15 protein-coding genes are annotated in these 14,596 nt (G+C 39.8%); 12 read left to right on the top strand and 3 right to left on the bottom strand.

The genetic code is table 11. The features are described from left to right. Nucleotides 1–5: 5 nt before the first annotated feature. Nucleotides 6–377 (bottom strand): hypothetical protein, encoded by a 372-nt coding sequence (locus GO620_RS07315; protein WP_157523823.1) that lies wholly within the window; start codon nucleotides 375–377, stop codon nucleotides 6–8. A 151-nt stretch (nucleotides 378–528) separates the two neighbouring features. Here GO620_RS07315 and GO620_RS07310 point away from each other — a divergent pair, with 151 nt between their 5' ends. Further along, the gene (locus tag GO620_RS07310; RefSeq protein WP_157523822.1) at nucleotides 529–1,776 is read left to right on the top strand and encodes a YdcF family protein; all 1,248 of its coding nucleotides are present in this window, start codon (nucleotides 529–531) and stop codon (nucleotides 1,774–1,776) included. Between the two features lie 62 nt (nucleotides 1,777–1,838). Here GO620_RS07310 and GO620_RS07305 read toward each other — a convergent pair whose 3' ends face one another. After that, a complete protein-coding gene (locus GO620_RS07305) occupies nucleotides 1,839–2,861 on the bottom strand; it encodes an LLM class flavin-dependent oxidoreductase (RefSeq protein WP_157523821.1) in 1,023 nt (340 codons plus the stop codon). A 215-nt stretch (nucleotides 2,862–3,076) separates the two neighbouring features. Between GO620_RS07305 and GO620_RS07300 the strand changes: the two genes are divergently transcribed. The 3 genes from GO620_RS07300 (at nucleotide 3,077) to GO620_RS07290 (ending at nucleotide 5,110) form a co-directional block, all read left to right on the top strand. Then, complete coding sequence (locus tag GO620_RS07300) at nucleotides 3,077–3,661, top strand: DUF4142 domain-containing protein (RefSeq protein WP_198173518.1); 585 nt, start codon at nucleotides 3,077–3,079, stop codon at nucleotides 3,659–3,661. A 365-nt stretch (nucleotides 3,662–4,026) separates the two neighbouring features. Beyond that, complete coding sequence (locus GO620_RS07295) at nucleotides 4,027–4,626, top strand: Rossmann-fold NAD(P)-binding domain-containing protein (RefSeq protein WP_157523819.1); 600 nt, start codon at nucleotides 4,027–4,029, stop codon at nucleotides 4,624–4,626. A 253-nt stretch (nucleotides 4,627–4,879) separates the two neighbouring features. Continuing rightward, nucleotides 4,880–5,110: a hypothetical protein gene (locus tag GO620_RS07290; protein ID WP_157523818.1), complete on the top strand. Its 231-nt coding sequence runs from the start codon at nucleotides 4,880–4,882 to the stop codon at nucleotides 5,108–5,110. Nucleotides 5,111–5,547: 437 nt separating this feature from the next. On the opposite strand, the gene GO620_RS07285 is transcribed toward GO620_RS07290, so the two are convergent. Next, complete coding sequence (locus GO620_RS07285; protein WP_157523817.1) at nucleotides 5,548–5,886, bottom strand: hypothetical protein; 339 nt, start codon at nucleotides 5,884–5,886, stop codon at nucleotides 5,548–5,550. Between the two features lie 391 nt (nucleotides 5,887–6,277). Between GO620_RS07285 and GO620_RS07280 the strand changes: the two genes are divergently transcribed. The 8 genes from GO620_RS07280 to GO620_RS07250 are packed head-to-tail and all read left to right on the top strand — an operon-like array spanning nucleotide 6,278 to nucleotide 14,593. Then, nucleotides 6,278–6,697, top strand: a complete 420-nt coding sequence (locus GO620_RS07280; protein ID WP_157523816.1) for a response regulator transcription factor — start codon at nucleotides 6,278–6,280, stop codon at nucleotides 6,695–6,697. After that, nucleotides 6,675–7,778 carry a sugar transferase gene (locus GO620_RS07275; RefSeq protein ID WP_157523815.1) on the top strand — a complete coding sequence of 368 codons (1,104 nt, stop codon included), beginning with the start codon at nucleotides 6,675–6,677 and terminating at the stop codon, nucleotides 7,776–7,778. Before GO620_RS07280 ends, GO620_RS07275 begins: the two co-directional genes overlap by 23 nt. A gap of 38 nt (nucleotides 7,779–7,816) precedes the next feature. After that, on the top strand, nucleotides 7,817–8,500 hold the full coding sequence (locus tag GO620_RS07270; RefSeq protein ID WP_157523814.1) for a TolC family protein: 684 nt from the start codon (nucleotides 7,817–7,819) through the stop codon (nucleotides 8,498–8,500). Further along, complete coding sequence (locus GO620_RS07265) at nucleotides 8,500–10,785, top strand: exopolysaccharide transport family protein (RefSeq protein WP_157523813.1); 2,286 nt, start codon at nucleotides 8,500–8,502, stop codon at nucleotides 10,783–10,785. Before GO620_RS07270 ends, GO620_RS07265 begins: the two co-directional genes overlap by 1 nt. A gap of 13 nt (nucleotides 10,786–10,798) precedes the next feature. Next, entirely contained in the window at nucleotides 10,799–10,933 is a 135-nt protein-coding gene (locus tag GO620_RS17315; protein WP_262895030.1) for a hypothetical protein, read from the top strand. A gap of 14 nt (nucleotides 10,934–10,947) precedes the next feature. Continuing rightward, nucleotides 10,948–12,423 carry an O-antigen ligase family protein gene (locus GO620_RS07260; protein WP_157523812.1) on the top strand — a complete coding sequence of 492 codons (1,476 nt, stop codon included), beginning with the start codon at nucleotides 10,948–10,950 and terminating at the stop codon, nucleotides 12,421–12,423. Continuing rightward, nucleotides 12,420–13,667, top strand: coding sequence for a glycosyltransferase (locus tag GO620_RS07255; protein WP_157523811.1), 1,248 nt, complete (start codon nucleotides 12,420–12,422; stop codon nucleotides 13,665–13,667). The genes GO620_RS07260 and GO620_RS07255 overlap by 4 nt, the downstream gene beginning before the upstream one ends. A 14-nt stretch (nucleotides 13,668–13,681) precedes the next feature. Further along, entirely contained in the window at nucleotides 13,682–14,593 is a 912-nt protein-coding gene (locus GO620_RS07250) for a beta-1,6-N-acetylglucosaminyltransferase (protein WP_157523810.1), read from the top strand. Nucleotides 14,594–14,596 lie beyond the last annotated feature (3 nt).

Below are 14,596 nucleotides of genomic sequence, written 5' to 3'. Positions count from 1 at the left end.
GTCATTTAGTTTACAGCAGGGTTAGGTAAAGAGGCAACAAATAAACTCATGCGCGACACCAGCTGAACTACCATATAGTTTGATATGGCCGCGCCGATAGTGCTAATTTCATGGCGGGTTAAAGGGCAGTTATAATCTTCCCAAAACTCATGAAAGTGCAGCTGGTCTGTATCATCAGTAAAACGGTTATCATGCAGGTGCCAGTTGCCGTTTTCTAATTGCAGGGTAAGTGTAGTAAAGCTTTTGCCGTTATAGAAGTCAATGGTGAAGAGCAGGATGTTAAGCACCGCCTGTTCATAAGGTGTTGCTTCTTCAACCTGTATGCGGGTTAAACCTTGTGCCAGTTGCACATCGACAAAAAAATCGTCTACAATCACACATCAAAGTTATGCTAATAATATTAGCATTTCAAAATTTAATTTGAAAAACTTTATCGGCTCAAGTGCTTGTTGTAATCTCATTCCAACTAATTTGTTACATACATTATATTTCCTAAAAAAGCATTTTGCATCGATTTTACTACTACTTATGAAACATTCGCTAATAGTTATATTGGCAATTTTTATGTCTGCAACCGCTTTCGCGCAGAAGCCTATACCTCCACAGCCGGGAAAGCAGCACACCAATTTTTGGATACAATCGAAAAACTATTACTTACTAACCTTATTTGAGCAGGATAAAAATGTTAGCCAACTATTAAAAAGCGACACACTTTTATCAAGATTCGCTAAGCAAAAAATAGCCGACCTAAAAAGTTCTGTTAAAGATTGTAAAGATGCGGCCTGCTATCCGGAAGCTTTGAAATTTACAGAAGGCGAAATTCAGCAGGTTGGCCTTAGATTAAAAACGTTGTACCAATCTAATAACGCTTTAGGGTTAATGGTAAAGAATAAACTAGTGCCTTCAGGTTGTTATAGCATGTATCATTTAAATGGCAGCGAATTATTAATGAAAGCCTGGGAGGAGGATGCAGGTGCGGTAAATTATACCATTGCTGTTTATGCAGAAGGTAAAAAGCCCAATTACCCAACAATAGATTCCATTAGTTATAATGTAAAATCAAAAGGTTATGTAAACCTGATATATGATGCTTCGGCAATTTTAGAAAATGAGATCCAACCGGATGCACTATTCTTTGAACCGGCATTACAGGCTGCGCTTACTTATTTGCAGATAAACCAACGGGCAGACCCGGCAAACTACGAGCCTATGGAATCTACCGTTAACAAACTTGCTGTAGATCTTATAAAAACTGTTAAGTGGGCTAATTATCCCTATACTCACATTATGGTACCGGGAGCCGGCCCCGGCGATTTAGTTACCGCGCTTAGCGGCGAAGGTATGTTACGGTGCCGTCTTGCCGCAAAACAATATCGTTTAGGCGTAGCGCCGTTTATCATGGTATCGGGAGGGAAGGCACATCCTTTTAAAACCAAGTATTGCGAAGCCGAAGAGATGAAAAGGTTTTTGGTTAATGAACTGGATATTCCGGCCAAGGCTGTGATCATGGAACCGCACGCAAGGCATACTACCACTAATTTGCGAAACGGTTTAAGGCTGGTTTATAAATACGGTATCCCGGCTAATAAACCCGGACTGATCATTACGGATAAATCACAAACGGATTACATCATGACCATGGATGGCCGTTCACGCAAAGAATTGGGCTATGTGCCTTATAAGTTGGGTAAGCGACTTGCAGATACTGAGGTTGAGTATTATGCTGTACCTGAGGTTAAACAAATAGACCCGGACGAGCCGCTTGATCCGCGGTAAAGTTCTGTAAATAAAAAGCCCGATATATAAATATCGGGCTTTCTCGTAACAATAAATATTAATCAACGCCAACCTAAGCCAGGCGCAACATGCTTAATAATGGATGATAACACGTGCACATTATAATCTACACCCAAAGTGTTGGGTATGGTTAAAAGCAAAGTGTCGGCTTCCTTGATAGCCTCATCTTTTTCAAGTTCTTTGATCAATTGGTCAGGTTCCGCGGCATAACTTCTGCCAAATATGGCGCGCTTATCGCTTTCTATATATCCTAATTGATCTTTAGAACCGCCTTGCTGACCAAAGTAAAACCTGTCCTGGTCATTCATGATAGCAAATATAGAACGGCTGACAGAAACACGCGACTCGCGTTTATGGCCGGCTTTTTTCCAGGCTTCTTTGTACAACCTTATTTGTTCGGCCTGCTGTTCATGGAAGGGTTTGCCGTTTTCGTCGAACTTAAGTGTAGAGCTTTGCAAATGCATCCCATTCTCTGCTGCCCAAATGGCAGTAGCGTTAGAGGCAGCACCCCACCAGATACGTTCACGCAAACCGGCTGAATGTGGCTCTAAACGTAAAAGGCCCGGCGGATTTGGAAACATAGGATAGGGGTTAGGCGTCGCAAAACCAACACCATCCAGCTTGTCTAAAAATTGCATGGCTTTATTACGGCCCATTTCTGCATCTGTTTCACCTTCTGCAGGCCCATAACCAAAATATCGCCAACCGTCTATTACCTGCTCCGGCGAACCCCGACTGATGCCCAATTGCAAGCGCCCGCCTGATATCAAATCAGCGGCGCCGGCATCTTCTACCATGTACAGTGGATTTTCATAACGCATGTCAATGACGCCTGTGCCTATTTCTATCTGCTTAGTTTTAGCGCCAATTGCCGATAACAACGGAAAAGGAGACGCCAGTTGCGCTGCGAAATGGTGCACCCTAAAATATGCGCCATCTACGCCGATCTCTTCTGCAGCAACTGCAAGATCTATAGATTGAAGTAACGTATCGCTTGCTGTGCGTGCCTGATATGAGGGATGATTAGCCCAGTGACCGAATGATAAAAAACCTATCTTTTTCATGATTTTGTTATCTCCTCCCAGAGATATTTATACAAAGATAATCAACAATCGAGCCAAATATATGTTTAAACATTTATTTGACTTTGTAATTGAATTGTGTCGTTCTAATCACGTAGATTTTTCCTCATAATCAGTGTTTATACAGCAAACTTAAAGCTAAGCTATCCTGTTCAAATTGTAGAATGTCGCAAGCTTCAGACAAATCAATTCAAATGATGAAAAAGTCAATATATGTAATTGTTATATGCATAGCTGTTACGGCTTGCAAGCAACATGGGCCGGATAGTGTAAGCCAGGCAGATAGTGCCAACATGACGAGGGACTCAAACGAAAATCGCAGTCCGGCTACACCTCCGTACGAGATTAGTGGCATCGATGCAAAATTTGCAGCAAAGGCCGCTGCCGGTGGGATGGAAGAGGTGGAGCTTGGTATGTTAGCCCTTGCCAGGAGCAATACCCCGGGAGTAAAAACCCTTGCGGATATGATGCAGAAAGACCATTCAAAAGCGAATACTGAATTGAAAGCTATCGCGTCTGCCAGGCACATTGTATTGCCTGACAGATTGAGTAATGACGCGGCAGCACTTAAAAAAAGTTTGAGCAGCTATAACGATAAAGAATTTGATAAGGCTTATGTAAAAGCAATGGTAAAGGATCACAAAAACGACATCAGCGAATTTACCGATGCTTTAAAGGTTGTGAAATATCCTGAAATGACGGCGTTCATAAAAAAGACAATACCTGTTTTACAGATGCATCTGCAGGCAGCAGAAAAACTCGAAGATCAAATGGTTCAATAGGTTGATCACTTCCACATTATGCTAAAACAAAAAGCCCGACAGATATTCTGTCAGGCTTTAAGTTTTGAAAGTCCCCTTCGCAACGTCACCAGCGGACTTTGTCCGCCGAGGTTGCTTCGGCGACCGAAGGCGGAGAGAGAGGGATTTGTACCCTTCTTTTAATCGCCTTACTATCAATATATTACAGATGTGATAATTCTAACTCACCGAATCACTCACCGCTGATTTTATACGTTTTAACGCAAATCTTATAAATCAAAAATACAAAATTTAATAAATCAGTAAAAGCAATAATTAAAATTATGGGGCTGTAATAGCCAAGATTACGCGTTGTTGTAACGAGCATAATGAATTAACTAAACGACATGCGGAATTCAATTGGAGACAGTTTAGTTTTATGTGCTGCAGAGATAAGGAAACTCGCCGCAGAAGTAAATCTAATTGGACCGTTCGATGTGGTAATTCATAATGCGGGGCTATATCAGGTTCCCGAGGATAGTATTGGTGCCGAGGGTTTATCATTACTATTAACCGTGAATAGCCTTGCACCTTACCTTCTCACCAACTTGATAAACAGGCCGGAGTATTTGATATTGTTAAGTTCAGGAATGCACCTGCAAGGCCGGGTCGATCTTGACGCGATATCAGCAAATAAGGTTTCCTATTCAGACACTAAATTACATGATTTGATACTGGCTAAATATTTTGCACGGATCTGGCCTCAGACTTATTCGAATGCAATTGATCCCAGATGGGTGCCAACTAAAATCTGCGGTGCAAGTGCCCCGGACAGTTTGGAAAAAGGTTTTGAAACCCAAGTATGGCTTGCAGAAAGTAATGAGCCCGGGTCATTGGTAAGCGGCAAATATTTTCATCATAAAAAACAAACTGATTACTTAAAAATTGCCGATGACGTTAATGTTCAGGATGAATTGGTAGATAGGTTTAAAAGTTTACTACAGTAATATGCAAACAAATAGGTTAATCTGTAACCAGAGATCGAGTTGTGACTGCTATTATAAGCTAAACTAGAAAATTATCACAATAACATTGTAAAAGCCGCACTTAGGTACACTACGCACTTAAATACAGTATTTATTCCACAAAAACGGGTATTTCTGCTTCAAACTCATACTCATTTTAATTTGTTGGGTTAATAATAAACACAAACAACTTGCGGGCTTAATAAAAACTCATCAATTATAAAAAGAAAAAATTATGGAAAACAATTCTCCAGGCGAAGGTCAAATGACCAAAGCCATTGAAAATCAAACGGCTAAAATTCCTTCTGTGGTGTACCTAAGTGCCGCAATAGCTTCAATAGCCTTGTCGGTCACCTTTAAAGTAATGGGTAAAAAACACGATGCACTCTTTGTGGGCCAATGGGTTGCACCGTTCTTATTGCTAGGTATTTATAACAAGATAGTCAAAACAGAAGGGAGTGAATAATATACCCTTATTGATAAGTTTTATCGTTGAGGACAAAGTCCCAAACTGGGATTAAGTTTATAATTACATTATTGCCTGTCATGTTGAAAAGCATTATAAAATGATTAATTAGAATGTTAAAAAAACTCGAGGATAAGGGTAATTCAGTTAATGTTAATCGCGACACTAACAATCTACGTTATGGGAATGGTTTTAGACGGACTAATAAGAATACAAGCAATTCTTTTAAGACTAACAATTCAAAACATGATTTAAGATCTTAAATAAAAACCGTCAAAATTGCTGACATTTAGCAGGAGATCATAGCAATTACAAAAACGCCTTTTTGAATAATTTCAAAAGGCGTTTTTTATTTTAGTTAGTTCCTTGTTTGCATCTATAATCAGTCGCAAAAAAAGAAGCCGACTTCACGATTTTAGTTCTCGATAACAGCCAGGCTACAGCAACCACATTGCAGCATGATCGCGGTATTCTGTGATATGCTCAATCAGTTCTTCAACTTCATCGCTGTCAAGAGACTTATGCAAAGCAGGTTCATAAGTAAATAATTTTCCGGGCTGCTCAAATAAAATGACACCGCGATAATTAGGATCGTCATTATCTTTTAAATGAAGTCGCGATTCCTTGTCGAAAATATTATCGCCATACAGGTCATCAGTTTTTTCGAAAATACTATACGAGTATGTTAGCACAGGATGACCATCAGCATGACCTATAGAATCGGGTAGAATCAACAGGTGTAGTTCTTGGGCAATAACAACAGGGAAGGGATTCATAGGTAAGAAGAGTATCTGCCAAATGTAGTCAAATCAACTCCATATAGTCCTGATGTTAATTCCGTATACAGGCGCCAATTATACACCCCCTGTAATAAACACTATAGTTGTGCCGGCTAGTAACCTTGCGAGTCATTCACGCTACCAAGCACATAAGTTTCTAATAAATAGCGCTTTGCGACTTTATTTTTATATGTATAGCTCATAAATCTTTTGCTATTAATACGGCCCTTTATTTTTCGACTGAACAAATACATAGAAAAATATAGTATTAAAACGCTTTAAAAATGGCAGATGTACTGAGTCTGTAAAAATTGGCATGGCTAATTTTGATACTGTTGATGGGCTATGATTTACCACAGCTTAAAACACATCAATATTAATAGGCGCCATGAAACTACAACACCTCTCCAACAAACCAAGGCTTCAAAAACGGCAGATATTAATAGTAGACAGCGAATGGAATATCCTAAAGTTGTTGTATGCATTTCTATCGAGAGAGTTTACTGTTGTTGCAAAAAACAATGCGGTAGATGCATTTCATTGGCTTTTAAGTAATAATCAGCCCGCTATAATAATTGCAGAATTGAAATCAACAGGCTTTGACGATCTGTCATTTCTTAAGCATTTAAAATACAGCGGATTGTATAAGGATATCCCCGTTATTCTGCTTACAGAATATAGAGGTGAAGAGCAAAAAAATGCAGATCCTTTTGATATAGCTGATGTAGTGCTGATGAAACCGTTTAACCCTTCTTATCTCATTTATAAAATAAATCACCTTATCAATGCAAAATCAATTGTGGCCTGAAAAACGTCAAATTCACGATAACTCTGTTAAGGTCGACCTATTTTATGTAGGGAATGATTTTAGAGACTTGCTAACAGAAGAGTTGCCGCCGTCTTATAATTTTCTTTATGCCGAGAACTCTGAAGAAATAGTACGACGTGTAAATGGGTTAACAATATTCGATACCCCCGATCTGATCATTGTTGAGGCAGATGAAAAAGAAAATCATTTTAAATTGATCCAGATTATAAGGGACAATTTATATCTAAATGAGATTATTATTATAGTTCTATCCAAATGGAACGTGGCAAACTGGAGGGTAAAAATGTCGCACCTGCGGGTGCATGACTATTACCTTTATCCCTTTAGTGTAAATCATATTCAGGAAAGGATAGCCTTACTTTTAAAATTGAGGTTATTAAGGCCTAACAGACTTGGGTTGCTCAAAAATGCCGGAGCAGATTTAAAATACAAAATGCCCTTTACCAAAAGGTTATTCGATATTTTATTTTCCGGCTTCATTTTATTGTGTCTCTCACCACTTCTGCTGCTCATTACTTTTTTAGTAAAAGTGGGTTCTAAAGGGCCTGCCATTTACCGTAGTAGCAGGGTAGGGGCCGGCTATAAGATTTTTAGTTTTTATAAATTCAGGTCAATGCATTCTGATGCGGATAAAAAGGTTGGAGATTTTAAAAATCTGAATCAATATCTGCACAGCGGTAATCTAAATGGGAAACCCGTTTTCTTTAAAGTATTAGACGATCCCAGGGTAACTAAATTGGGCCGGTTTCTTCGCAGCACAAGTTTGGATGAACTGCCCCAATTATACAACATTCTTATAGGCGACATGTCATTTGTGGGCAACAGGCCATTACCCTTGTATGAAGCTGAACAACTCACATCAAATGAGTGGTCTAAGCGGTTTTTAGGTCCGGCTGGTTTAACCGGGCTGTGGCAAATAAAGCAGCGCGGCAAAGCAGAAGTCTCCGAACTGGAGCGCAAACTTCTTGATAATAGCTACGTAACCAATCACTCATTCATTCTCGATCTCAAAATATTATTTCAAACCATACCCGCCATATTTCAAAAGGCTAAAGTTTAGCCGGCATAAATGCAAATACTTAATCAAAAACAAATTATATGCTAATCAGATCAACACCATTCTTGCTATTTACAACCTTATTCATAAGTGCCTTTTCTACTGTAAAAGCTCAGGAAAGCATTGTACCAGACATATCTTATGCTTACATAGATAAACTTGTTGCAACTGCTCAAAAAAATTATCCGGAAGTGCAGGCCCGTACCTACCAAACCACCATCGCGAAAAGCGGGATTGGCAAAGCACAGGTAGGATACCTTGAAGCCCTTAATCTTTCTTACTACTATCGTCCAAATACCTCGGTAGATATTGTTAATCCTAACCTGTTTAATGGCTACCAAATAGGAATTAACTTAAATGTAGGCACAATACTCGAAAGACCTTTTGCTGTTAAAGAAGCGCGCGCGCAGTATAAAGTGGCGCAGCTCGCAGAAACGCAAATAAGTTTAAACTTGACAGAACGCGTCAAAGAAAAATATTTCGCCTACCTGGAACAACGGGCCCAGCTTAAAATAAGGACACAGTCTTTTACAGATGCGCAAACATTGGTAAAACAACTGCGCTACAAGTTTGAGAAAGGCGAATCTACACTTGATGACTACCAACGTGCCGTATTAAATACTACCGAGCAGAATCAATCATTAGTGCATGCAGAAACGGGCGTATTCACAACTAAGGCTGCCTTAGAAGAGCTTTTGGGTGTAAAACTTGAAAGCATAAAATAATGGAGATCAAAAATTATTTCATGATGATAAAAAGGCATAAACTTATGCTTTTTCTCATCCCTGCCATAGCAATGGCAGGCGCATATTTCCTGGTTAAATACATCCCAGACAGCTACGTAGCCAAAACTCAGATCGTTACCGGCCTGGTTGACCAGAGCCAACGGGTGATGAATAATAATGATAATCGCCGCGATGAAAATTTAGGTAATGAGTTTATAAACCTGATAGAATCCATTCAACTTGACAGGGTAATAAACCAGGTAGGTTACCAACTGCTTTTGCATGATTTGACCGTGAAGCCCACCTTTAGGAAAATGGCAGCGGCCAACTTTGGTCTAACAAAGGTACAGCTTTTATCTACTATTGCCTTGCTTGAAAAGAAGCAGCTTGATTATGAGTTACTTAACCCAGCAATACCTACAGAGCACGCTGCCGATTCCTTAATAAGTGCGGCAGGTTACGATGCAGGGCACCTGCTTAAAAAGAACCTTAAAATATTTCATAGCGATGGCAGCGACTTTATCAGTATTGAATGTGATACAGAAAACCCTGCACTGTCAGCGTTTATCGTAAATCAACTGTCAGACAAGTTTATCAACTACTATACCGCTAACCTTAGCCAGGGCCATAACAAATCGACCGAGTTCTTGGGCAAGCTATTAGTAGAAAAACAAACGGCGATGAGGCAGAAAATCGCGGAACTGGAGAGCTATAAGGTTAAGCACAATATACTTGACATGGCCAATGAGTCTAAAGACGCCTACGACCAATTGAACAGTCTTGAAGGTTATCGCCAACAAGCGAATAAAGACGTTATTGCCTATACTGGTACGTTGAAAAGTATTGATAGCCGGTTTGATCCTAAAGACCGTAAATACCTCGAATCTACTACAACCAAAGTTAACGCTGCAATTTTAGTGACGCGCGAAAGGTTAAGAGTGACGAATAATAAATACCTCGAAAACAACTTCGATCCGAAATATAAAAAGTCTCTCGACTCGTTACAAAACGCCTTGACAGAAGAGATCAATCAGTCGACCGATAAATACATCTCAAATCCTTTGGCAGCAAAAGACAACCTTGTACAAGAAAAGCTAAAGATGGAAAACAACCTGGAGATTGCGCGCTTTAGTGCAGGCTCTTTGGACAAGCAAATTGGCGCTTTAAAAGGACGCTTAAATGGTTTGGTACCTGCTCAAGCCGTGGTAAGTTCACTTGACCGCGATATAGATATTGCCACAAAAGAATATCTTGACGTGCAGGATAAATACAATCAGGCGAACGTGCAAAATGCATTGCCGGTTCAGCTTAGGCAGCTGCATGCTGCCCTTCCTGGTATCAAGCAGCCATCAAAAAAAATCTTACTCATTGCGCTTTCAGGTTGTGTAAGTTTTGTTTTGTGTATGGTAATCATACTGGCGCTATTTTATTTTGACAGTCATGTTAGGAACCGCGATGACCTGGAAAGGTTAACGGCCATAAAGGTTTTGGGAGAACTAAACTTTGTGCCCGAGATACCAAAAAGCAAAGCCCGTTTTAAAGAACAAAGTGATATTAATGGCAGCATGACTTTATATAGAAACCTGTTGCGCAACATCAGGTTCGAAATAGATAGCAAACTTAGCGACCAGATTACACTTGGCATTACCAGTTTGAATGGACTGCAAGGGAAGACGTTGTTTTCATTAAGCCTGGCTTATGCTTATGCAATTAGCAATAAAAAGGTATTACTGATAGACGGCAATTTTATTCATCCCGTGATCACAGAAATGGTGAAACCTAAACTGTTCTTGGAGGAATTTCTGCACGAAAGCGAATTTGATCCGGATGTATTCGAGGCTAATCAGCCTGACAAATTATTGGCGGGTAAAAAAACTCATCTTCTCGGCATTGGTAATAGCACACCTATTGGTTCTAAAATACAACGCCTTGGTGAGCAATCTTCTTTCGTTCCAGATGGCTTAGACCGTATTAATATTATGGGTAATCGCGGCGGTGATGTGTCATTGCTGGAAATAAGTTCACAGAAACGTGTTCAGGAAAAATTGGAGCAATTGCAAACTGTGTTCGATGTTATTATTATCGAAACGGGGTCTTTAAATTCTTTATCAAAAACAAAGGAATGGATGTTGTTTACAGATAATACCATTGGGTTATTTGAGAATAACCAAAGCCTGCGGGGCGATTCAAAGCCATCGATCGATTATCTGAAAGGCCTTAACGGCCGGATGATGGGCTGGGTATTAAATAAAACCAATACTAATTTCCAGGCAGATGCAATATAAAACCACAAGTAACATGAAAAGAGAAGAAATACGCATCGAAGACGGCAGTCAAACTGAGCTTGCACTTAATGTAACGTTACGTGTACTGGCAACCGGCACAGTACTATTCGTATTGGCAGGCGTAGCCGTAAAGATCATTTTCTTTTAACAAAGCGATTGTTCATGATTTTAACAAAAGAATTTAATTCAAAAACCTGGGCCGATTGGTTTTACCAACCTAAAGGCTATATAGGATTAGCTTTAATAGGACTCATCCTCACTGCTGCAGTGGTGCAGTTTGGCACGCTGGCAGCAATAGGGGTTATTATGCTTGTTGTAGGTATCCCGTTTGCTTTAGCTGTAATAAATTATCCTGCATTTGGCGTTATAACGTTAATGGTGGCCGCATACTTGGTTATGTGGTTAAACCGCATGCTATTAAGCTTCCCGGCCGGGCTTATAATGGACGGGATGGAAGTACTTATGATCATTGGCTTTGTGCTTAAGCACAAGTATGACAGGACATGGGAGTTTTTAAAAAGTCCGATAAGCATAATGGTGTTGCTTTGGCTTACCTATAACATTCTTGAGGTTATTAACCCGGTTGCCGACTCAAAAATGGCGTGGCTTTTTACTATACGTAGTTTGGGTGTGGTGTGTATAACCTACTTCATTTTTATGTATCACATAAAAACGGTTAGTTTCATCCGATTGATAATTAAAGCTTGGCTAATACTTTCTGTCTTTGCAGCCTTATATACCATTCTGCAAGAATATCACGGGTTTCTCGCATTTGAAAAAGCTTGGCTGGCCACAAGCTGGAGTAACGCCGATTTATACTTTATAGGCGGCCGATGGAGAAGATTTTCTATTTTTTCTGACCCCGTTGCAGCAGCATATAACATGGTGATCAGTACAATTTTGTGCTTGTCACTCATGTTTGCTGTAAAATCGGTCGTCAAAAAAGTAATGTTGGCTGTGATAGCAATGCTTTGCGTGGTCGCATTATTATACACAGGCATTAGAGGTGCGTTTGTGCTGCTTCCTGCCGGTTTAGCGTTGCTGTTTATCTTAAAGCTTAGCAAAAGAAGCTTCGTGGTGGGGATTATTTGCGTTGGACTCTTCGGGGTATTTTTAAAAATACCTATACACAACACGGCGATCTACCGTGTGCAAACCGCTTTTTTTCCATCTTATGATCCCTCTTTTAACGTAAGAAAATATAATCAAAAACGTATTCAGCCCTACATTCAGTCGCACCCTTTTGGTGGCGGCCTTGGTGCCACGGGCATGTGGGGGCAAAGGTTTTCAAAAGGATCTTATCTGGCATCTTTCCCGCCGGATAGCGGTTTTATGCGCGTAGCTGTCGAAGAAGGCTGGATAGGTCTAGTATTACTTTGCTCATTCCTTTTTGTAATTCTTCGTCAGGGTATTAGAAATTATTTCGCCATTCATGACCGGGAATTGAAAAGTTATTGCCTGGCTGTGGTGCTCATCATTTTTGTACTAAGCGTAGGTAACTACCCGCAAGAAGCGCTTGTGCAATTCCCAATCAACATTTATTTCTACTTGTTTGCGGCGCTTATCAATATCACTTTAAAACTGGATATCGAAAAACGTGAACAACAACAAAAGATCACAACTTCTTACGCGTTATGATAAAGGGAAGAGATATTTTAATAGTATGCCAGCAAGCCTGGGACATAGAAATTGGCAGCAATTGCAAAAATATTGCAATTGAGTTTAGCAAGCACAACCGTGTTCTTTATGTGAATCCCGCTTTAGACCGGATAACCATGATAAGACATAGAAGCGACAAAAAAATAAAGCGCCGGCTGAATGTGATCAATAAAAAGGAGGCAGGGCTGATCAAGATCAGCGAAAATATTTGGAATCTGTACCCCGATAAACTTTTAGAATCTATCAATTGGTTGCGATCTGAGTGGTTGTTTAAACTATTTAATAAACGCAACAATAAGGTTTTTGCGGAAGTGATAAAACGGGCGTTGACTGCACTCGACTTTAAGGACACCATCATATTTAATGATGGTGATATGTTTAGAAGTCTTTACTTAAAAGAACTTTTACGCCCTTCATTCTCTATTTACTATTACAGGGACAATTATTTAGCGACCGACTATTATCGCAGGCATGGCAAAATAAGTCAGCCGTTGGTAATAAAGAAAAGCGATCTATGCCTCACCAACTCAGATTACCTGGCAGATTATTGCAAAAAATACAACAGTAACAGCTTTAATATCGGTCAGGGGTGCGACGTAGCATCCTTTATCAATTTTTCATCACCTCATTTGCCTGCGGATATAGCGGTAATACCCAAACCTGTAATTGGTTATGTTGGGGCTTTATTGACAAGCCGGCTGGATATTGAGATACTATTACATATTGCACGCTACAATCCCGATTGGAATATTGTGCTTATAGGACCGGAAGATGACAGCTTCGTTTCCAGCGAATTACATCTCTTAAAAAATGTGCATTTTTTGGGTGCTAAACATGGAGATGACCTTGCTGCATACATATCGGCATTCGACATCTGCATCAATCCCCAGGTAATCAATGAACTTACTGTTGGCAACTACCCCCGTAAGATAGATGAATATCTGGCCATGGGAAAACCAGTTGTGGCTACCAAAACCTTAGCAATGGACATGTTTAAAACATATGCGTATACAGCAAACAGTAAAGAACAATACCTTACTTTGATAAAGCGTGCTTTGGAAGAAGATTCGCCCGAGGCACACGCCGATCGTATACGATTTGCGTCTATGCACACCTGGACTAACCATGTTAATGCAATTTATAATGCGATAACCCGCACTTTAAGTTCAAGGTACAAAGCGCCACACCAGTTACAATTATTTGATAACCCTATCACTGCCTAAGGCATATTATAATTATGTCATTAAAACTTGCACACCTGATACTTGCCCATGCCTATCCCGAACAACTGGAAAGGCTGATAAAACGCTTACAACACCCTAATGCAGATATTTACATACATGTAGATAAAAAGTCTGATATCGGTATTTTTTCGAATCTTCTGGCCTACCAAAATGTATTCTTTATCGAGAACAGATCTCTGATAGACTGGGGGACGTACAGTTTAGTGCGCGCTACGCTTGATAGTATGGAGGCTATCTTGCAAACAAAGATTGGGTACAGTCACATTAATCTGTTAAGCCCGCAGGATTATCCTTTAAAAAATGCAGAAGAGATAAATACCTTTTTCATGGCTAACACCGGGAAAAGTTTTCTCGACTCCAAGAAAATTGGCAAAGAGTGGAAAGAAGGTGTGCATAGGGTAGAGAATTATAGTTTTGGTGATTTCAAGTTTAAGGGGCACTACCATTTGCAATACGCTATTAACTTTCTACATATCAAAAAAAGGAAACCTAAACAGCTGACATTACTAGGTAGGTCGCAATGGTTTAGCATTACTCCGGAGTGTGCAGCTTACGTAGTCTATAAAGTTAAAAACGAGAAAAAGCTTAGAAACTATTTTAGATTAAGTTTTGCACCCGACGAATTTATTTTTCAAACGATATTAGGTAATTCAAGGTTTGCGCACACCTTGGTTAACGATAATTTGAGACACATTATTTTTAAAGACGGCGCTCACCACCCTACAGTATTAACTATGGCTGATGCGCTGATATTGATATCATCCAATAAACTATACGCAAGGAAATTCGACCCTAAGAAAGATGAGTTGATCATGAACTATCTTGATTGGGTGGCGGAGTTTGGCCTAAATATCAATTCGCCCGAATACAAGTGCATTAACTATATATTAACCAGAACTACTTAAACT

Source organism: Mucilaginibacter ginkgonis, from assembly GCF_009754905.2.
Lineage (GTDB): Bacteria > Bacteroidota > Bacteroidia > Sphingobacteriales > Sphingobacteriaceae > Mucilaginibacter > Mucilaginibacter ginkgonis.
This window is presented reverse-complemented; position numbering and strand designations above follow the sequence as displayed.